The 19,761-nt window shown below is 71.4% G+C and carries 14 protein-coding genes and 1 pseudogene; 8 read left to right on the plus strand and 7 right to left on the minus strand.

The window, feature by feature from the left end:
* Positions 1–79: pseudogene (locus CCL05_RS47420) on the minus strand (IclR family transcriptional regulator); the annotation flags it as partial.
* A gap of 94 nt (positions 80–173) precedes the next feature.
* On the minus strand, positions 174–629 hold the full coding sequence (locus CCL05_RS10120) for a VOC family protein (RefSeq protein ID WP_086560180.1): 456 nt from the start codon (positions 627–629) through the stop codon (positions 174–176).
* A gap of 198 nt (positions 630–827) precedes the next feature.
* On the opposite strand from CCL05_RS10120, the gene CCL05_RS10125 reads away from it, so the two are divergent.
* On the plus strand, positions 828–2,222 hold the full coding sequence (locus CCL05_RS10125; protein WP_086560181.1) for a glycoside hydrolase family 16 protein: 1,395 nt from the start codon (positions 828–830) through the stop codon (positions 2,220–2,222).
* A 30-nt stretch (positions 2,223–2,252) separates the two neighbouring features.
* Here CCL05_RS10125 and CCL05_RS10130 read toward each other — a convergent pair whose 3' ends face one another.
* The 5 genes from CCL05_RS10130 to CCL05_RS10150 form a co-directional block, all read right to left on the minus strand.
* Complete coding sequence (locus CCL05_RS10130; RefSeq protein WP_143589864.1) at positions 2,253–6,254, minus strand: SAV_2336 N-terminal domain-related protein; 4,002 nt, start codon at positions 6,252–6,254, stop codon at positions 2,253–2,255.
* On the minus strand, positions 6,226–7,191 hold the full coding sequence (locus tag CCL05_RS10135; protein ID WP_086560183.1) for an AAA family ATPase: 966 nt from the start codon (positions 7,189–7,191) through the stop codon (positions 6,226–6,228). Before CCL05_RS10135 ends, CCL05_RS10130 begins: the two co-directional genes overlap by 29 nt.
* On the minus strand, positions 7,188–9,203 hold the full coding sequence (locus CCL05_RS10140) for a VMAP-C domain-containing protein (RefSeq protein WP_107400443.1): 2,016 nt from the start codon (positions 9,201–9,203) through the stop codon (positions 7,188–7,190). Before CCL05_RS10140 ends, CCL05_RS10135 begins: the two co-directional genes overlap by 4 nt.
* A 2-nt stretch (positions 9,204–9,205) precedes the next feature.
* Positions 9,206–9,586, minus strand: a complete 381-nt coding sequence (locus CCL05_RS10145) for a CU044_2847 family protein (protein ID WP_143589865.1) — start codon at positions 9,584–9,586, stop codon at positions 9,206–9,208.
* Positions 9,587–9,663: 77 nt separating this feature from the next.
* Complete coding sequence (locus tag CCL05_RS10150; protein ID WP_425275902.1) at positions 9,664–10,551, minus strand: helix-turn-helix domain-containing protein; 888 nt, start codon at positions 10,549–10,551, stop codon at positions 9,664–9,666.
* 175 nt (positions 10,552–10,726) lie between these two features.
* On the opposite strand from CCL05_RS10150, the gene tkt reads away from it, so the two are divergent.
* Genes tkt through CCL05_RS10185 form a run of 7 tightly spaced genes read left to right on the plus strand, consistent with a single transcriptional unit; the run spans position 10,727 to position 19,733 of the window.
* On the plus strand, positions 10,727–12,802 hold the full coding sequence (gene tkt, locus CCL05_RS10155) for a transketolase (RefSeq protein ID WP_086560187.1): 2,076 nt from the start codon (positions 10,727–10,729) through the stop codon (positions 12,800–12,802).
* 19 nt (positions 12,803–12,821) lie between these two features.
* Positions 12,822–13,964, plus strand: coding sequence for a transaldolase (tal, locus tag CCL05_RS10160; RefSeq protein WP_086560188.1), 1,143 nt, complete (start codon positions 12,822–12,824; stop codon positions 13,962–13,964).
* Positions 13,964–15,631 carry a glucose-6-phosphate dehydrogenase gene (zwf, locus tag CCL05_RS10165; protein ID WP_086560189.1) on the plus strand — a complete coding sequence of 556 codons (1,668 nt, stop codon included), beginning with the start codon at positions 13,964–13,966 and terminating at the stop codon, positions 15,629–15,631. The genes tal and zwf overlap by 1 nt, the downstream gene beginning before the upstream one ends.
* On the plus strand, positions 15,628–16,563 hold the full coding sequence (opcA, locus tag CCL05_RS10170) for a glucose-6-phosphate dehydrogenase assembly protein OpcA (RefSeq protein ID WP_086560190.1): 936 nt from the start codon (positions 15,628–15,630) through the stop codon (positions 16,561–16,563). Before zwf ends, opcA begins: the two co-directional genes overlap by 4 nt.
* Complete coding sequence (pgi, locus tag CCL05_RS10175) at positions 16,556–18,256, plus strand: glucose-6-phosphate isomerase (RefSeq protein ID WP_086560191.1); 1,701 nt, start codon at positions 16,556–16,558, stop codon at positions 18,254–18,256. The genes opcA and pgi overlap by 8 nt, the downstream gene beginning before the upstream one ends.
* A 1-nt stretch (position 18,257) precedes the next feature.
* Positions 18,258–19,142, plus strand: a complete 885-nt coding sequence (gnd, locus tag CCL05_RS10180) for a phosphogluconate dehydrogenase (NAD(+)-dependent, decarboxylating) (protein WP_086560192.1) — start codon at positions 18,258–18,260, stop codon at positions 19,140–19,142.
* A gap of 3 nt (positions 19,143–19,145) precedes the next feature.
* Positions 19,146–19,733 carry a histidine phosphatase family protein gene (locus CCL05_RS10185; RefSeq protein WP_086560193.1) on the plus strand — a complete coding sequence of 196 codons (588 nt, stop codon included), beginning with the start codon at positions 19,146–19,148 and terminating at the stop codon, positions 19,731–19,733.
* The last annotated feature ends 28 nt before the right edge of the window (positions 19,734–19,761 follow it).

Below are 19,761 nucleotides of genomic sequence, written 5' to 3' on the forward strand. Positions count from 1 at the left end.
CCAGAGCCCGGGAGATGCCGCGCGCCGCCACCCGCACCGCCGGGACCAGCACCGGCACCTGGGCGTCGGCGCGCGGCATCTCCCGGGCTCTGGGGTGGCGGCCGGAGCGGGCCTGACCGGGCGGGATCAGCAGGCGCCCGGCAGCGGCTCGCCGGCGGATCGGCCGGTGACACTCAGGCCACGCAGAACTCGTTGCCCTCCGGGTCCCGCAGGACAACGCCGTAGTAGTCCATGTCCGGTTCGTCCATGACCCGCAGCACGGTCGCTCCGGCCGCGGTCAGCCGGTCCACCTTCGCCGTGACCCTCCGGGTGCGCTCCGGCAGGGCAACGCCTCTGCCGCCGCCGACCTTCAGGTCGAGATGCACCCGGTTCTTGACGCTCTTGCCCTCCGGCACCTGCTGGAACCAGACGCGGGGCCCCTGCCCCTCCGGGTCGACGATCGACTCGGGGGTCTCCCCCGACCCCTCGGGCAGTTCCTCCGCGGGCACCCCCATGTCCTCCCAGTAGGCCCGCCAGGTGGGGTGCCCGCCGGGGGGCGGTTCGGGCACGTATCCGAGGGCCTCGGCCCAGAAGGTCACGAGCTTCGCCGGGTCGGCGCAGTCGATGGTCAGCTGCAAGGTGACGTCCATACCGTGAGCATCGCAGCAGGGTCTGACAACGGCCCCCAACAACCCGGTCTCCAGCGACCGTTCAGAACGTGCACTCATCGGCCGCACCGCACTTTTTCCGGCTTCACCTCTTGACGGCCCGGGTGACGTGGAGCACATTGACGACACTCTGAGAGCGCTCTCAAGCTCCCCGCACCCGCACCCGAGAGGCATCCCCACATGCGTGACACCTCCGGCAGACCCCGTGCACGGCGCCCCTTCCGGCGGGCGCTCGTCGCCGTCGTCAGTACGCTCGGCCTCGCCGCGGTCGCCGCCACCGCCGCGACGCCCTCCGCGAGCGCCTCCGCGCCGCCGCCCCCGTCGGGTTGGAACCAGGTCTTCCTCGACGACTTCAACGGCCCGGCCGGCAGCGGCGTCAACACCTCCGACTGGCGGTACGCCACCGGCAAGGGCTATCCGGGCGGCCCCGCCAACTGGGGCACCGGCGAGATCGAGACGATGACGAGCAGCACCGACAACGTCGCGCTCGACGGCAACGGCAACCTCCGCATCACTCCCCGGCGGGACGGCGCCGGCAACTGGACCTCCGGCCGCATCGAGACCAACCGCACCGACTTCCAGCCCCCGGCCGGCGGCAAGCTCCGCGTCGAGTCGCGCATCCAGGTGCCGAACGTCACCGGGGCCGCGGCCAAGGGCTACTGGCCCGCGTTCTGGATGCTGGGCGCCCCCTACCGCGGCAACTACTGGAACTGGCCGGCCGTCGGCGAGCTGGACATCATGGAGAACACCCAGGGCCAGAACACGGTGTTCGCGACGATGCACTGCGGCACGTCGCCGGGCGGCCCCTGCAACGAGACCAGCGGCATCGGCAGTTCGACGACCTGCCAGGGCACCACCTGCCAGGCCGGCTTCCACACCTACCGGATGGAGTGGGACCGCTCGACGAGCGTCGAGGAGATCCGCTTCTACCTCGACGGCGTCAACTACCACACCGTGCGCGCCGACCAGGTCGACGCGACGACCTGGCGGAACGCCACGGACCACGGCTTCTTCGTCATCCTGAACGTCGCGATGGGCGGCGGCTTCCCGGACGCGTTCGGCGGCGGCCCGGACGCGGGGACGCAGCCCGGTCACGCGATGGTCGTCGACTACGTCCAGGTCCTGTCGTCCGGCGGCGGCACCACACCTCCCCCGACCGGCAACCGCGACGCCTACTCCACGATCCAGGCCGAGTCCTTCGACGGCCAGTCCGGTGTGACGACCGAGACGACGTCCGACTCCGGCGGCGGCCAGAACATCGGCTCCCTCGCCAACGGCGACTGGCTGCACTTCAAGGGCGTGAACTTCGGCTCCACCGCGGCCCGGCAGTTCAGCGCCCGGGTCGCGAGCGGTGCGGCGGGCGGCGTCAGCGGACTGGTCGAGGTGCGGCTGGACAGCCGGAGCAACGCGCCCGTCGGGAGTTTCGCCGTGGGCAACACCGGCGGCTGGCAGGCGTGGCGGACCGTTCCGGCGAACATCTCCTCCGTGACGGGCACGCACGACGTGTATCTGACCTTCACGAGCGGGCAGCCGGCGGACTTCGTGAACGTCAACTGGTTCACGTTCGGGCACTGACGCGTACGCGTCGGCAAGCGCCCCGTGTGCCTACCCGGGGCGCTTGTCCCGCGCGGCCGGCCCGTCGGCGTCGAGGCCGGCCTCCGGGATGTCGACGAGCCGGGTGGGATCGTCCCAGAAGAAGGCCAGGTGCTGGGCGATGAGGCGGTCACCGCCCTGACGGTAGGCCGTGTTCCTGAGCCGGTGGATAGCGGTGGGCAACTGCTCAGGCCTCTGCACCGCAGCGAAGATCTCGGTCAGCACTTCCCTCCGTTCTTGCAGGAAGACCCCTCGGCGGTCCCAGACCGCCAGCCCGATGCCCTCCGCGATGGCCGCCCTCAGGGCGTCCGAGGCGGCCGCGTGGGGCGCGTCGAGTACCGCTGCCGTGCAGCGGGGCTCCGCCGCCAGGGCGGCCCGCCACCGGGCCGGCCGGCCGGCGTCGGACTCCTGCCAGTCGTGCACCCTGACCCCTTGGGTCCGCAGGGTGCGCCACCGATCCTGCCACTGCCTCAGGACCAGGGGGTCGTTGGATCGCATGCGCTCCAGGCTGCGCAGGTGCACGGGGTACTGAAGACCGAGAGGCACCGGTGTGCCGTCTCCCGACCGGATCCTCAGGCCGGCCACGTCATGGTTGAGCAGGTCGTGCGGGAGAACGAATTCCACGTACGGCGGCGAATGTTCTTGCGTCGCGTGCGGTGGTGCCACAGGCCGTACCAGCTGCCGCAGTGCGGCTTCGACCACAGTACCGAGGCCGTCGAGAGTGGTCGTCACGATCTCGCCGGGCATGGGCTGCCAATGCCCCATGACGGTGTTGAACCACGGGCGGACCAAGATCTCCCCGGAGCCGTCGCGGGCGACGTCGACGACGACCACCAGACACCCGGGAATGGAGGGGTCGGATGGGACGTCGGCCCGATCGGCCCGCCGTCGTTCGAGTGCGGTCAGCAGCCCTGCCCGCTGCGCCCAGTCCCGTGCCCAACGGGCCAGTGCCACCCCGTGGTCCGGGTCCCAGGCCACCAACTGGGCGGCACAGTCCACAAGGAGAACTGCCGGAGGCAAGCCGTCCGGTTGCGTGTTGCTCTCCAGCAGGTGCACGAAGAGCTGAACAGGAGACAGACCCGTCGGAAGATCGAGGCCGCCCAGCTCGTCCACGAGCACGTCGCGCAGGCTGTTTCCCGGTGGGTTGCCCGCCGACTTGTCGAGCAGTGTCCGGGCCGATGCCTCGTCCTCGCGGGAGAGGAGACCGGACCGGACCGGCTGCGGAGCGGGAGGCCGGGCCAGCAACCGCTCCAACCTCTCGGCAGCAGCGGCACCTTCCAAGACGCTCACCGCCTGGACCAAGGCGTGTTCCCCGTCCGCCACGTTCAGTGCGGCACGGACCAGAGTGACGACGTCCTCACGGAGTCGGATGCCCCGCAGGTCGATCGGTCGGGCCAGTATGTTCCCGAGCACCTCGGCGAAATGGATCCGCCCTTGCGCATCCTCCATGCACGTCAGTTCGCTCATGGCATCGGTCAGGCGAAGGAGAAGCTCCATGTCCCTCGCAGATCCGAGGTCCCCACGCGCGGAGTCGACGACCCCGTCCGCGTCCATGCCGCACCGCGCCCAGCCGATCCCGAAACGGGCGCCGACCCGAACGGCCCGGCCGTCCGCCCGGACCGGCTTGACGACCGCGCTCGACAGCCGTTCCGCGAGCTCCTCGGCCTCGGCCTGGTCCAGCCCGTCGGCGAGTATCACGAACGCGTCGTCACCGAAGCGGGTCACGGTGTCGTCGTCGCGTACGGCGTCGCGCAACCGATGGGCGATCCCGACCAGCGCCGCGTCGCCTGCGGCGGGTCCGTAGACCCTGTTGACCTGCCCCATACCGTCGAGGGCGCAGAAGAGCACGGCCAGTCCCCGCCGGCCGGCCCCCGGATCCCGCGAGGGCACGCCCAGGTGCCTGTGCTGGGGGTCGTCGTCGGCCTGTGGATCGTCGCACAGCAGGCCGGAGAGCTGTTCACGGAGCGTTCGGCCGTTACGGAGGCCGGTGAGAACGTCGCACCGGACCCGGTATCCGGGCGTCAAGTCGTGCGATGCCGCCGCCCACGGCCACGCCTCATGGCGTGTCGTCACCAGTACCTGCCCGGATGCCGCCCCGATCCGGTTCACCAGCTGCGTCACCTCGGGGTCTTCGGTGGCGTGGTCGAGGATGAGGAGCCAACCGCCATGGGAGCGGAGCCACCGCAAGGCCCGCTCGGCGTCGGCGACGTGGTCCGGTCCGGCGGAGGAGGCGCCCGTGTGCACCTCCTGTGCGAGGCTCGCGAGGTCTCTCCTCATCGTGTCCGCGTTGCGCGCGTCCACCCACCACTCGAGGGCGTAGTCGTCCAGGCTGCGATAGGCGTACTCCAGCGCGACGGTGGTCTTGTCCGAACCCTCCGGCCCGTACAGCATCACGGGCAGGCCACCCGCGCGCGCCAGGCTTTCGCCGACCCAGGCCACGTCGTCCTCGAGGGCGGGCAGCCAGCGACTGACGCGGCGGGCAGGCAGGTTGTGGGTGCCCTGGAGCCGCGGCCGCCCGCCCGTGCGACCCCCGGGACCGTGCCCGGGCACGAGTTCCGCGAGCGGCTCGCCCCCTCGTGGGAGTGTCAGGGTTCCTGTCCTGTCCGCGATGGCCGCGGGGAAGTCCGGGGTACGGCCGAGGCGCGGCGCGATGAAGTCGCTCACGACGTCGACCGTGCGCTGGGCCGAACCGGATCTGATCACCGTACGGAGCACGCCGCGTACGTCCGGCGCGAAGGCGAAGACGTCCTGTCCCTCGAGCGAGTCCTCCACGTGCATGAGACCGCTCAGCAGGACCTCCGCCAGACTGACCGGGTTGCTGCCGGGCAGGGCGGCGGCCTGGACGAGCCGCATGACCGGAAGCGTCAGCGGATCGACGGCCGCCAAGTGGCGGGCCAGCTCGTAGGCGGGTGGCGAGGCCGTCGCGCGGAAGGCCCGCACGCGTTCCGCGGTGGTCTCCGGCCCGCCTGCCACGTCCGCGTCGAAGGGCACGGCGGCGGGAGGGTCTTCCGCGTCGATGACGCGCAGGACGGCCACGCCGCCGCGCGAGGCGATCAGATCGGCCCAGGAGCGCATGCTCCGCTCGTCGAGTTCGAGCACCGGTACGGGCAGGGCGGGCCGGGAGCGCGGTGAGGCCGGGAGCCACGGGTCGTGGGCGGTGAGGAGGCTGTTGGGTGGTGCGGGGCCGGTCGTACGGACGGTCATGGGTTCGGCCGCCAGCCCGGTGCCGCTCCACAGCCGGGTCGGAAACAGGTGGACCACGCCGGTCGGTGCTCTTCGGGCGAGGGCGGCCAGACGCGCGTGGGCAGCTCCGGTGTACCAGTGGTCGGCGACCCCATCCGTCACGGCCAGCACGACGGTCGGGCCGCCGGTGAGGGGAGCGGACGCGACGAGCGGGCGTACACGCACCGAGCGGAAGATGCCCGAGCCCCTGAGGGCGTCGGCCAGTTCACCGACGGTGTCGCGCCACACAGCCATGGACGGCCCGTCGTCGACGGCGAGCACGAGGTGCAGCCAGCGGTCCCCGGCCGGGCGCAGCACGGCGTCGAGGACCCCGCTGTCGGCGATGGCCTCCGCGGTGGCGCGCTCGTCCAGCTCGTACCGGTGCGCGGACGGCACACTTCGTTTCAGGGCGCGCAAGGCCCGTACGATGCCCAGCGGATGACGCAGGCCGCGGACTCCCGGGATGCGGACCGGCGCGCCCGGTGGTCCGCCGTCGCGGGTGCCGGTGAGCGCGTAGACCTGGCGCCGGGCCGAACTCGGCACGGGCTCGGCCGTGTCCCCTCGCGCGTGCTCCGGCCGCGGGAGCCCCGTGTCCGCAGGGCCGGGTGGGGGCACGACTGCGGGCTCGGGTACAGGGGGCGCGGCCCGGCCGGGCGGCGTGTGCAGGGCGAGCCACAAGGCGTCGCTGAGTTCCCGGGCGGAGAGGTCCGCCCCGGCGCCGCGGAGCGCGGTGTGCAGGCGGGCGATCAGGGACTCGTCCGGCTCACCGGGCACCGCCGCTCCTGAGCTCACGCAGCACCGCCTCCTTGAGGTGGTCGGCCTCGGGTGGGACGCCCTGACGCAGCAGATGGACGGCGTGCAGCAGCTGGTCGGTGGCCAGGCCGCCTTGGCTGCGCCGGTCGTCGAAGGTCCGGATGAGCTCCTGCACCCGCGGCCACTGTGTCTGAAGCTGCTGGAGGTCCTCGGCGAAGTGGGCGCGGACGATGTCCTCGAGCTGCTGCGGGCCGGGCTCCGGCAGTTCCAGCCGGACGCAGCGGCGCAGGAAGGCGGCCGGGAACTCCCGTTCGCCGTTGCTGGTGATCACGACGAAGGGGAAGTCCTGGCAGCGGACGGTGCCGTGCCGTACCCGCACCTTCTCCTGTGAGCCCTGCACATGGACGGCGACCTCGGTCTGCTCCTCGGGCAGGCGGGCCAGCTCGGGGATGGTGAACTCGCCCTCCTCCAGCACGAACAGCAGATCGTTGGGCAGGTCCAGGTCGCTTTTGTCGAGCTCGTCGATCAGGAGCAACCGCGGCCGGCCCCGGTGCCGGGTGGCCAGCGCGGTGCCCAGGGGACCCAGGCGCACGAAGCTGCCGATGTCGTCGGTGCCGTCCTGCTGTTCCCGCAGGCGGCCGATGGCGTCGTAGCGGTACAGGGCGTCGGTGAGGGTGGCGCGTGTGTTGACCGGCCAGACGAGGACCGGCCCGAGTCCGAGTTCGGCCGCCACGGCGTGGGCGAGCGACGACTTGCCGGTGCCGGGGGCGCCGGTGACCAGGAGGGGCCGACGCAGGCGCAGGGCCGCGTTGACCACCTCCACCTGTTGCTCGCCGATCAGGTACGGCCGCCGCCGTACGGCCTCGCCGGCCGGCCGCGGCCGGCGCCAGGGCGGGGGCTGGGGCAGCGGCACGGACTCGTCGTACGTTCCGCCGTCGCCCCGGAAGAGCCGTTCCTGCGGGCGTTCGCCGGTCATACGACGCCTCCTTTCCGCCTGGTCGGGTTGACCAGGCGCCGCTGGGGCGGTGCCCAGCTCGGGTCCTCCCACAACAGGGCCAGGCCGGCGCCCAGGTGGGTGTTGTCGTCCGCCGCTTCGGCGCGCCGCTGTGTGACTTCTTCGCGCAGGCCGCGCGGCCAGTCCTGGGGTACGACTTTCCGCAACTCCTCGGCCCTGTCCGGGCCGTGGGCGCCGCGGTGCCACAGGACCACGGGCACCCCCAGCCAACGGCACAGGGCCAGCGCGCCGTCGTGCTGGCCGGGCGGACAGCACGCGATGACGCAGGCGATGTCACGTCGGCTCGTCAGGAAACGGTCCGCCGTCCGCTGGTCCAGCAGCACATAGGGGCTCGCCGAGGAACTCCGCCCGTGCTCCCAGCGTGCCTTCCAGTCGCCGGAGCGAGGCACCTGCTGTCCGCGCACGACCACCACCCGGTCCCGCCCGACGGGCCGCGGCCCCAGCGGGCCGCGGGTGGGCAGCCGGTCGACGGCGAGTGAGAAGAAGCCTTCCTCCAGCAGGAACTCCACGCCGGCCCCGTCGTCGTACTGGTCGAGGTCCTCGACCGCGTCGGAGAGGTCGGCGCACAGTTCGTCGCGGCTGCGCAGGGTGTCCCCGTCCGTCCAGGTCCTGACCAGGTGTCCGTGCGTGTCGTAGAGGCGCATGACGTAGTGGAAGGACTCCGCGCCGGTCTCCGCCGCCCACAGCCACACCCGCAGGACCGGCTGGGAGGTCCGGGCCGAGGCGCGGGACTTGGCGGACCAGCGGCACTGCCGCACCGCCTCCGGGCTGACGCCCAGCCGTTCGGTCACGCGGTCCGACCACTCCCGCAGGGCGTCGCCGCCCTCCTGCCGGGCGGCGGCGACCTCCTCGACCACCTGGATCACGGGCGGTACGACGCCGGGTTCGCCGGCGCGGTCCTCCAGGTCCTCGATCAGCGTTCCGGCGGCGGGTGGGCCGGTGTCGGGAAGTGAGAAGTGCGGTACGGCGCGGCGGGCCGCCGCGCGCACCTCGGGATGCGCGGACGGACCGAGGAGCGTGGCGAGTTCGTCGTACTCGTGCTGGGTGAGCAGGCGCAGGGGCCCCAGCTTCGCCGCGGTGTCCCTGATCCGGCGCGCCACCGCCTCGTGTCCGATGAGGGTGTTGAGCAGGGCCGGGATGCCTCGCGGGTGGCGAAGGACCGCGTCGACGAGTTCCTCACAGGTGTCCGGGACCCGGTGCAGGCCGAGGGCGCGGCCGACACGTGTGGCGCATCGCTCCAGCTTCTGGTGGGGGAGCTCGTCGAGGGCGTCGACCAGCTCGTCCCGGCGGGCCCGGGTCCGGGGGTCGGGCTCCGGCGCCGGCACGGGCGGGTGCACACCGGTGCCGGCGAGCAGCTTCAGGATCTCGGAGGCCCTGATGGCGTAGGAGCGCGGGTTGTCGCGTTCGGTGGACACGACCAGGCCGGTCACGCAGGCGTTCTCGCGGTCCCACAGGGGTGCTCCGCTGTGGCCGTGCTGGATCCTCAGGGGGGCGTGGCCGGGGTCGAGGATGTACCAGGGGCCCATGTCCGCCTGGACGCGGACGTCCACGAGGGAGCGCGGGGCTCCGGAGGCGTACCAGGTCCACGGCGTTCGCGTGGCTGTCTCCCGGATGGGCACGGGAGTCACCTCCGAGGCACCTGGGTCGACCTTCAGCAGGGCGAGATCGCCGTCCCACCAGTGCTCGTGCTCCGCTCTGGGAGCCAGCCAGCTCGCCAGTTCCACGGCGTGGTGCTCGCTGCCGAGGCAGGGAAAGGAGACGGTGACCCGGCGCATGTCCTGCGGTGTCGGTTGCGCGGCGGCCAGCTTGGGCCGCCCCAGAGCCGCGTTGACCACATGGGCGCAGGTCAGCAGGAATCCGTCCGCGACGACCACGCCGGCGCCCAGACCCGCCCCCGCCGCGCGGTCGGCGTGCACGGTGACCCATGCTCTGCGGATACGGGCGTCCGGGTCATCGTCGTGGCGACGGCGCACGGCTACTCCGTCGGTACGGGCACATCGAGGTTCCAGGTCGCGGAGACCGTGAGGCTCGCCTCGCCCTTGTTGGCGACGATGCCGAGCGTCAGGTCGTTGCCGACCTTGACGCCCAGGTCGACGGTGAGCTGCTGGGGCCGTCCTTCCATGGCGGACACCGTGTCGTGTACCGACTGCAGGACCGGAACCAGCGGTTTCAGGACCTGCCGCAGTGCGCCGCGGGCCGCCCGTGTCACGCGTCCGTCACTTCCGCTCGCGACGGGCACGAGGGGTGCTGACCCAGGGGTCGCACCGCCCGCCGCGGAGTCGGCCAGCGGACTGGGAAAGACCTCGACCAGGACCGCTTGGCCGTCGTCGAAGGTGAACTCCACATATTCCCCCATGGCCCCAACTATGCCATTTCCGACGGCGCTTGGCCTGCCTCTGGATCAACTCCGGTCCGCCTCGCAGGCCGCGCCCGCTAGCGCAACTCCGCCCGGAACGCCGCCGGCGTCTGGTCCGTGTGCTGGTGGAAGAACTTGGAGAAGTTCGCGGCGTCGGGGAAGCCGACCGCCGCGCCGATCCGGCCGATCGGCAGGTCGGTGTGGGCGAGGAGCCGTTTGGCCTCCAGGACCACGCGCTTGTCGATGAAGGCCTTGGGGGTGTCGCCGGTCGCGCCTCGGACCGCGCGGACCAGGGTGCGGCGGGAGTAGCCGAGCGCGTCGGCGTAGGCGCTGACGCTGTGGTTGGTGGCGAAGTCCTTCTCCACCGCGTCCCGGAAGAGGGTGAAGGTGGAGTCGGACGTCTGCCGTACCGACTCCGCCGTACTGGCGGCGAGATGGGCGAGCCGCAGCAGGAACGCCGTCAGCGAGTGGCGCAGGACGGCGGTGTGCAGGCTCAGCGGCAGCGTCTCCGTGTCCTCGTACTCGCGTCGCAGTTGCCCGAGCGCGTCGCGCAGACCGGCGAGTTGGGCCGCGTCGGGGCGCAGCAGCGGCGGCAGGTCGTAGCGGTAGAGGCCAGTGGCCTCGACGGTCGCGCGGGGCAGGAAGCCCGGCTGCATGGTCAGCACGGTTCCGCGGTACTCGCTCGTGCGGGAGAAGCGGTGGACCTGCCCCGGGCGGATCCACAGCAGGTCCCCGGCCGTGGCCTCGTACTCGGTGAAGTCGACCATGTGCCGGACCGGGCCCTCGCCGAACAGCATCACGACGTGGAAGTCGATGCGGTGCACGCGTTCCAGGGGCGCGTCGGCGTGCCAGGTGCGGCCGGTGCCCATCGGGCCGACCTGCATGCCGACGCCGCCGACACTCAGTTCGACCGGGAAGGGGAACGTTCTGATCCCGTCGCCGCCTTGGGTGCCTCTGTCTGTCATATCTGCCATATCCGCCATGTCCGCCTCGTGCCGCCCCGTTCGCGCGCCGCGCTTCCTCGGGGTGTCCCACTTTCACCACAGGCTGGCACACGGCGACCTTCCGTCGAAAAAGTCAGACTTTTAGTTTTGAAGACGTCAGACCAGCCACTTCGCTCCTATCGAGGACTTCTTGAAGATGAGCACGCAGACAGCGGACAGCTTCGAATGGACCGAACTCGACCGGCGTGCCGTCGACACCGCCCGTCTGCTGGCGGCCGATGCCGTCCAGCGGGTCGGGAACGGCCATCCCGGCACCGCGATGAGCCTGGCGCCGGCCGCCTACACGATCTTTCAGAAGGTGATGCGGCACGACCCGGCCGATCCGGAGTGGACCGGCCGTGACCGCTTCGTCCTCTCCCCCGGTCACACGTCGCTGACCCTGTACACGCAGCTGTACCTGGCGGGCTACGAGCTGGAGCTGGACGACCTGAAGGCGTTCCGCACGCACGGCTCGAAGACGCCCGGCCACCCCGAGTACGGGCACACCGCGGGCGTGGAGACCACCACCGGCCCGCTCGGCCAGGGCGTCGCGAACGCGGTCGGCATGGCGATGGCCGCCCGCTACGAGCGCGGCCTGTTCGACCCCGAGGCCCCGGAGGGCGAGTCGCCCTTCGACCACACCGTCTGGGCCATCGTCTCCGACGGCGACCTCCAGGAGGGCGTCTCCGCCGAGGCCTCGTCGCTGGCCGGCCACCAGAAGCTCGGCAACCTGGTCTTCCTCTACGACGACAACCACATCTCCATCGAGGGCGACACCGCGACCGCGTTCTCCGAGGACGTGCTGAAGCGGTACGAGGCCTACGGCTGGCACGTCCAGCGGATCGAGCCGCGGGAGGACGGCGACGTCGACGTGCGCGCGCTGTACGCGGCGCTGAAGGAGGCTCAGGCCGAGACCGGGCGTCCCTCGATCATCGCGATGCGCACCATCATCGCCTGGCCCGCCCCGAACGCGCGGAACACCGAGGCCTCCCACGGCTCGGCGCTCGGCGAGGACGAGGTGGCCGCCACCAAGCGCCTCCTCGGCTTCGACCCGGACAAGACCTTCGAGGTCGCCGACGAGGTGCTGGCGCACACCCGTGGAGCCCTGGACCGGGGCGCCGAGGCGCACACCGCCTGGGACAAGCGGATCGCCGCCTGGCGCGGTGAGAACCCGGAGCGCGCCGCCACGTTCGACCGGGTCAGCAAGGGCGAGCTGCCCGCCGGCTGGGAGGACGCCCTGCCGGTGTTCGAGCCGGGCAAGGCGGTCGCCACCCGTGCCGCGTCCGGCAAGGTGCTCCAGTCCCTCGGCGCCGTTCTCCCCGAGCTGTGGGGCGGCTCGGCCGACCTGGCCGGTTCGAACAACACCACGATCGACAAGACGTCGTCCTTCCTGCCGGAGGGCAACCCGCTGCCGGAGGCCGACCCGTACGGCCGGACGATCCACTTCGGCATCCGCGAGTTCTCCATGGCCGCGGAGATGAACGGCATCGCGCTGCACGGCAACACGCGGATCTACGGCGGCACCTTCCTGGTGTTCTCCGACTACATGCGCAACGCCGTCCGGATGTCGGCCCTGATGCAGCTGCCGGTGACGTACGTGTGGACGCACGACTCCATCGGCCTCGGCGAGGACGGCCCGACCCACCAGCCGGTCGAGCACCTGGCCGCGCTGCGTGCCATCCCGGGCCTGAACGTCGTACGCCCGGCCGACGCCAACGAGACCGCGCTGGCCTGGGCCGAGATCCTGAAGCGGCACACCACCGACCCGGCCCCGCACGGCCTCGCGCTCACCCGCCAGGGCGTGCCCACGTACGAGCCGGATCCGGACGTGGCACGCGGCGGTTACGTGCGCGCCGAGGCGGAAGGCGGCGAGCCGCAGGTGATCCTCATCGCCACCGGTTCCGAGGTGCACCTCGCCGTCGAGGCCCGTGAGCGGCTCCAGGCCGCGGGCGTGCCCACGCGGGTCGTGTCCATGCCGTCCGTGGAGTGGTTCGAGGAGCAGCCCCGCGCGTACCGGGACAGCGTTCTGCCGCCGTCCGTGAAGGCCCGGGTCGCGGTCGAGGCCGGTATCGGCCTGACCTGGCACCGGTTCGTGGGGGACGCGGGACGCATCGTCTCCCTGGAGCACTTCGGCGCCTCCGCCGACGCCAAGACCCTGTTCGCCGAGTACGGCTTCACCCCCGAGAACGTCGTCGCCGCAGCCCGGGAATCCCTCGCCGCTGTGCGCGGTTGATCCGACCGCCCGAAAGAAGATGATCACTGTGACCGAAGCGACCGCGAGCGCGGGAGCACTCCAGCGCCTGTCCGACGAGGGCGTGTCGATCTGGCTGGACGACCTGTCCCGCCGGCGGATCGAGTCCGGCAACCTGGCCGGGCTCGTGGCGACGAGGAACGTCGTCGGCGTCACCACCAACCCGTCCATCTTCCAGGCCGCCATCGGCTCGGGCGAAGGCTACGAGGAGCAGCTCGCCGACCTGGCGGTGCGGGGCGTCACCGTCGACGAGGCCGTACGGATGATGACGACGGCCGATGTCCGGGCCGCCGCCGACGTCCTGCGGCCGGTGTACGACGCGACCGGCGGGCGGGACGGCCGGGTGTCCATCGAGGTCGATCCGCGGCTGGCCCACGACACGGCGGCGACGGTCGCCGAGGCCCGGCAGCTCGCCTGGCTGGTGGACCGCCCCAACGTGATGATCAAGATCCCGGCGACGAAGGCCGGCCTGCCCGCGATCACCGAGGTGATCGGCGCGGGCATCAGCGTGAACGTGACGCTGATCTTCTCCCTGGAGCGCTACCGCGAGGTGATGGACGCCTACCTCGCCGGCCTGGAGAAGGCACAGGCGGCCGGTCTCGACCTGGCGGCCATCCACTCGGTCGCATCCTTCTTCGTCTCCCGCGTCGACGCCGAGATCGACAAGCGGCTGACGCTGCTGGGCACGGACGAGGCCCTCGCCCTGAAGGGCAGGGCGGCCCTGGCCAACGCGCGGCTCGCCTACGAGGCGTACGAACAGGTCTTCGCCGGGCCGCGCTGGCAGGCCCTGGGCGGTGCCCGCGCGAACCGGCAGCGCCCCCTTTGGGCCTCCACCGGTGTGAAGGACCCCGCTTACAAGGACACCCTGTACGTGGACGAGCTGGTCGCCCCCGGCACGGTCAACACCATGCCGGAGGCCACGCTGAACGCCGTCGCCGACCACGGTGACGTCCAGGGCGACACCGTCAGCGGCGGTTACGCCCAGGCGCGTGCCGACCTGGCGGCCGTCGAGCGGCTCGGCATTTCCTACGACGAGGTGGTGCGGCAACTGGAGGACGAAGGCGTCGCCAAGTTCGAGGTGGCCTGGCAGGACCTGCTGGACGCGGTCACCAAGTCCTTGAACAGCAAGGGAGTTGACGCGTAATGACTGAGGGCATCCCCCAGACGGCCGAGCAGGAGACCATCGGAACCAAGGAGGACAAGGAGGCCCGGGCGGCGCAGGAGGCCGCCGGGGTCGAGCAGACCGGGGTGAGCGGCCGGGCCGCACCGCACCCGGAGTACGCCGGCACCGACTTCGCCAATCCCCTGCGCGACCCGCGCGACCGCCGTCTGCCCAGGATCGCGGGCCCGTCCGGGCTCGTCATCTTCGGTGTGACCGGTGACCTGTCCCGCAAGAAGCTGATGCCGGCCGTGTACGACCTGGCCAACCGCGGCCTGCTGCCGCCGGGCTTCTCGCTGGTGGGTTTCGCCCGCCGGGACTGGGAGGACCAGGACTTCGCGCAGGTGGTGCACGACGCGGTCCGTGAGCACGCGCGGACCCCCTTCCGCGAGGAGGTCTGGCAGCAGCTCGCCGAGGGCATGCGGTTCATCCCGGGCGACTTCGACGACGACACGGCGTTCAAGCAGCTGCGCTCGGCCGTCGAGGAGCTGGACGCCTCCCGGGGCACCAGCGGCAACTACGCCTTCTACCTCTCGGTGCCGCCGAAGTTCTTCCCGAAGGTCGTCCAGCAGCTGAAGAGGCACGGGCTGGCGAACGCCCCCGACGGCTCCTGGCGGCGCGCGGTCATCGAAAAGCCGTTCGGGCACGACCTGAGGTCGGCCGAGGAGCTCAACTCGATCGTGCACGACGTGTTCGACCCGGAGCAGGTCTTCCGTATCGACCACTACCTGGGCAAGGAAACCGTCCAGAACATCCTGGCGCTGCGCTTCGCCAACCAGATGTTCGAACCGATCTGGAACCGGTCGTACGTGGACCATGTGCAGATCACCATGGCCGAGGACATCGGCATCGGCGGCCGGGCCGGGTACTACGACGGCATCGGCGCCGCCCGTGACGTCATCCAGAACCACCTCCTGCAGCTGATGGCGCTCACCGCGATGGAGGAGCCCGCCGCCTTCGACGCGGCGTCGCTGCTCACCGAGAAGCTGAAGGTGCTGCGGGCCGTGCGGCTGCCGGAGGACCTGGGCCGGCACACCGTGCGCGGGCAGTACGCGGCGGCCTGGCAGGGCGGCACGAAGGTCCACGGCTACCTGGAGGAGGAGGGCATCGACCAGGCCTCCTCGACCGACACCTACGCCGCGATCAAGCTCCAGGTGGACAACCGGCGCTGGGCGGGTGTGCCGTTCTACCTGCGCACCGGCAAGCGGCTGGGCCGCCGGGTGACGGAGATCGCGGTGGTGTTCCAGCGGGCCCCGCACTCCCCCTTCGACTCCACGGCGACCGAGGAGCTGGGCCAGAACGCGATCGTCATCCGCGTCCAGCCGGACGAGGGCATGACGGTACGGTTCGGCTCCAAGGTGCCGGGTACGTCGATGGAGATCCGCGACGTGACGATGGACTTCGCCTACGGCGAGTCGTTCACCGAATCGAGCCCCGAGGCGTACGAACGGCTGATCCTGGACGTCCTCCTGGGCGACGCCAACCTGTTCCCCCGTCACCAGGAAGTGGAAGAGTCCTGGAAGATCCTCGACCCGATCGAGCAGTACTGGGCCACGCACGGCCGGCCCGCGCAGTACGTCTCGGGCAGTTGGGGACCCGCGGAAGCCGACGAGATGCTCGCACGAGACGGACGGAGCTGGCGCAGGCCATGAAGATCGACCTGACCGACACCACGGCAAGCAAGATCAACAAGGCGCTGGTGCAGGGCCGCCGCGCCATCGGCACGCCCGCCGTGGGCATGGTCCTGACGATGGTGATCGTCACGGACGAGGAGAACGCCTACGACGCGATCAAGGCGGCCGAGGAGGCCTCGCACGAGCACCCCTCGCGCACCCTGGTCGTCATCAAGCGGCACGCCCGCACCCCGCGCGACCGCACCCAGTCCCGGCTCGACGCCGAGGTCCGGGTGGGCGCCGACGCGGGAACCGGCGAGACCGTGGTGCTGCGGACCTACGGCGAGGTGTCCGACCACGCCGACTCGGTGGTGCTGCCGCTGCTGCTGCCGGACGCGCCGGTGGTGGTCTGGTGGCCGATGGAGGCGCCGGAGGTGCCCTCGAAGGACCCGCTCGGGGCACTGGCCCAGCGGCGCATCACCGACCTGTACGCGGTGGAGAACCCCCTGGAGATGCTGGAGACCCGGGTCCGCTCCTACGCGCCCGGCGACACCGACCTCGCCTGGACCCGGCTGACGCCCTGGCGTTCGATGCTGGCGGCGGCGCTGGACCAGGCCCGCGCGAAGGTGATCTCGGCGGCCGTGGAGGCCGAGGCCGAGAACCCGGCCGCCGAGCTGCTGGCCCGCTGGCTGGAGGCGCGGCTGCACGTCCGGGTCGACCGGGTGGTCACCGCCGGGCCGGTCGTGACGGCGGTCCGGCTGGGCACGGAGAACGGCGAGATCGTCATCGACCGCCCCGAGGGACCGCTGGCCACACTGACCCTGCCGGGCCAGCCGTCGCGCACCCTCGCGCTGAAGGTCCGTGCCACCTCCGAACTCATCGCCGAGGAGCTGCGGCGCCTCGACGCGGACGAGATGTACGCCATCGCCCTGAACGGCGAGGCAACCGAGGAGACCCCTGCTCATGTCTGACACCCCCTCCGGCTCCCCCAGGCTCACGCGGCGGCCCGAGTGGACCGCCCTGGAGGACCACCGCAAGGACGCCCTGCCGCAGCCGGACCTGCGTGAGCTGTTCGCAGCGGACCCGGGGCGCGCCGAGCGCTACGTCGTGCACGTGGGCGACCTGCGCATCGACTACTCCAAGCACCTGATCACCGACGAGACGCTGGCCCTGCTCCAGGAGCTGGCCACCGCCACCGACGTGTCCGGGCTGCGGGACGCCATGTTCCGCGGCGAGAAGATCAACGTCACCGAGAACCGGGCCGTGCTGCACACCGCACTGCGCGCCCCGCGGGACGCGGTGATCGAGGTCGACGGCGAGAACGTCGTCCCGGGCGTGCACGCCGTGCTCGACAAGATGGCCGACTTCGCGAACCGGGTGCGCTCGGGCGAGTGGACCGGACACACCGGCAGGCGGATCCGCAACGTCGTCAACATCGGCATCGGCGGCTCGGACCTGGGCCCGGCGATGGCCTACGAAGCGCTGCGGCCGTTCACCGCCCGGGAACTGACGTTCCGCTTCGTGTCGAACGTGGACGGCGCCGACCTGCACGAGGCGGTGCGCGATCTGGACCCGGCGGAGACGCTGTTCATCGTCGCGTCCAAGACCTTCACCACGATCGAGACCATCACGAACGCGACCTCGGCGCGCTCCTGGCTGCTGGACGGCCTGGGCGATGGGGGCACCTCCCGCTCGAGCGAAGCCGAGAGTGGGGGAGAGAAGGCGGTGGCCCAGCACTTCGTGGCGCTGTCCACGAACGCCGGGAAGGTCGCGGACTTCGGCATCGACGTCGACAACATGTTCGAGTTCTGGGACTGGGTCGGCGGCCGCTACTCCTACGACTCCGCGATCGGCCTGTCCCTGATGATCGCGATCGGGCCGGACCGCTTCCGGGAGATGCTCGACGGGTTCCGCATCGTCGATGAGCACTTCCGCAACGCGCCCGCGGAGGCCAACGCGCCGCTCATCATGGGCCTGCTCGGCATCTGGTACGGCAACTTCCACGACGCCCAGTCGCACGCCGTCCTGCCGTACAGCCACTACCTGTCGAAGTTCACCGCCTACCTCCAGCAGCTCGACATGGAGTCCAACGGCAAGTCGGTGGACCGCGACGGCCGTCCCGTTCAGTGGCAGACCGGTCCGGTCGTGTGGGGCACGCCCGGCACCAACGGGCAGCACGCCTACTACCAGTTGATCCACCAGGGCACCAAGCTGATCCCGGCCGACCTGATCGGCTTCGCGCGGCCCGTCGCCGAGCTCGGCGACGAACTGAAGGCGCAGCACGACCTGCTGATGGCCAACCTGTTCGCGCAGGGCCAGGCGCTCGCCTTCGGCAAGACCGCCGACGAGGTGCGGGCCGAGGGCGTGCCCGAGGAGCAGGTGCCGCACCGCACGTTCCAGGGCAACCACCCGACCACGACGATCCTGGCCACCGAACTGACCCCGTCGGTCCTCGGCCAGTTGGTCGCCCTCTACGAGCACAAGGTGTTCGTGCAGGGCGCCGTCTGGAACATCGACTCCTTCGACCAGTGGGGCGTCGAGCTCGGCAAGGTCCTCGCCAAGCGCGTCGAGCCCGCCCTGACCGAGGGCGCTGACGTCCCCGGTCTCGACCCGTCCACGGCCGCGCTGGTGGCCGCCTACCGCACTCTTCGGGAAGTGAACTGACATGCAGATCGGTCTTGTGGGTCTCGGCAAGATGGGCGGCAACATGCGCGAGCGCCTGCGCAACGCCGGCCACACCGTCATCGGCTACGACACCAACCCGGACAAGTCCGACGTGGCGAGTCTGGCCGACCTCGTCGACCAGCTGGAGGCGCCGCGCACGGTCTGGGTCATGGTCCCGGCCGGCGACCCCACCCAGCACGTCATCGACCGTCTGGGGGACCTCCTCAAGCCGTACGACACGGTGGTCGACGGCGGCAACTCCCGCTGGACGGACGACGAGAAGCACGCCGAGGAGCTGAGCAAGCGCGGCATCGGCTTCGTCGACGCGGGCGTCTCGGGCGGCGTGTGGGGCCTGAAGAACGGCTACGCCCTGATGGTCGGCGGCGAGAAGGAGTACGTCGACCGGCTGCGGCCGATCTTCGAGGCGCTCAAGCCGGAGGGCCCGTACGGCTTCGTCCACGCGGGCAGCGTGGGCGCCGGGCACTTCGCGAAGATGGTCCACAACGGCATCGAGTACGCGATGATGCAGGCCTACGCCGAGGGCTGGGAGCTGCTGGAGGCCGTGAACTCGGTGGACAACGTCCGCGAGGTGTTCCGCTCCTGGCAGGACGGCACGGTCATCCGCTCCTGGCTGCTGGACCTCGCGGTCAACGCACTCGACGAGGACGAGCACCTGGAGACCCTCCGGGGCTACGCCCAGGACTCCGGCGAGGGACGCTGGACCGTGGAGGCCGCGATCGACAACTCCGTGCCGCTGCCCGCGATCACCGCCTCCCTCTTCTCCCGGTTCGCCTCCCGGCAGGACGACTCCCCGCAGATGAAGATGATCGCGGCGCTGCGCAACCAGTTCGGCGGCCACGCCGTCGAGTCCGCGAAGAAGGCGTAGGACGTGGGAGATCTGCTGCTGGTCCGCCACGGCGAGACGGAGTGGAGCCGGAGCGGACAGCACACCAGCTTCACGGACCTGCCCCTCACCCCGAACGGTGAGGACCAGGCCAAGTCGCTGGCTCCGCTCCTGGCGGGCCGCTCCTTCGCACTGGTCCTCACCAGCCCGCTCGGCCGTGCGGTGCGCACCGCCGAACTCGCGGGCCTCACGGGGGCCGTGCGGGATGCGGACCTGCACGAGTGGTACTACGGCGCCTACGAGGGCGTCACCAGCGAGGAGATACACCGCACCCGCCCCGACTGGGACCTGTGGACCGACGGCGGCCCGCCCGGCCCCGACGGCAAGCCGGGCGAGTCCCCCGAGGAGGTCGGCGCGCGCGCCGACCGGGTGCTGTCCCGGGTGGCCGACGCGCTGCCCGAGGGCGATGTGCTGCTGGTGGCGCACGGCCACTTCCTCCGCGTCCTGACGGCTCGCCGGCTGGGCCTGCCGCCGTCGGAGGGGCGGCTGTTCCGGCTGGAGACGGGCACGGTCAGCCGGCTGTCGACCGAGCACGGACGGCCCGTGATCGCGGAGTGGAACGTCAGAGCGTAACCGACCCCGGCCGGAGGTGAGTTGACAG

This window comes from Streptomyces africanus (genome assembly GCF_002150735.1).
GTDB lineage: Bacteria > Actinomycetota > Actinomycetes > Streptomycetales > Streptomycetaceae > Streptomyces > Streptomyces africanus.

Bases quoted from the DNA above. Each gene is read 5' to 3' on its own strand.
- tal (WP_086560188.1), top strand. From the start codon at position 12,822: ATGATCACTGTGACCGAAGCGACCGCGAGCGCGGGAGCACTCCAGCGC.
- CCL05_RS10145 (WP_143589865.1), bottom strand. From the start codon at position 9,586: ATGGGGGAATATGTGGAGTTCACCTTCGACGACGGCCAAGCGGTCCTG.
- pgi (WP_086560191.1), top strand. From the start codon at position 16,556: ATGTCTGACACCCCCTCCGGCTCCCCCAGGCTCACGCGGCGGCCCGAG.
- gnd (WP_086560192.1), top strand. From the start codon at position 18,258: ATGCAGATCGGTCTTGTGGGTCTCGGCAAGATGGGCGGCAACATGCGC.
- CCL05_RS10135 (WP_086560183.1), bottom strand. From the start codon at position 7,191: ATGACCGGCGAACGCCCGCAGGAACGGCTCTTCCGGGGCGACGGCGGA.
- tkt (WP_086560187.1), top strand. From the start codon at position 10,727: ATGAGCACGCAGACAGCGGACAGCTTCGAATGGACCGAACTCGACCGG.
- CCL05_RS10125 (WP_086560181.1), top strand. From the start codon at position 828: ATGCGTGACACCTCCGGCAGACCCCGTGCACGGCGCCCCTTCCGGCGG.
- CCL05_RS10150 (WP_425275902.1), bottom strand. From the start codon at position 10,551: ATGACAGACAGAGGCACCCAAGGCGGCGACGGGATCAGAACGTTCCCC.
- zwf (WP_086560189.1), top strand. From the start codon at position 13,964: ATGACTGAGGGCATCCCCCAGACGGCCGAGCAGGAGACCATCGGAACC.
- opcA (WP_086560190.1), top strand. From the start codon at position 15,628: ATGAAGATCGACCTGACCGACACCACGGCAAGCAAGATCAACAAGGCG.
- CCL05_RS10120 (WP_086560180.1), bottom strand. From the start codon at position 629: ATGGACGTCACCTTGCAGCTGACCATCGACTGCGCCGACCCGGCGAAG.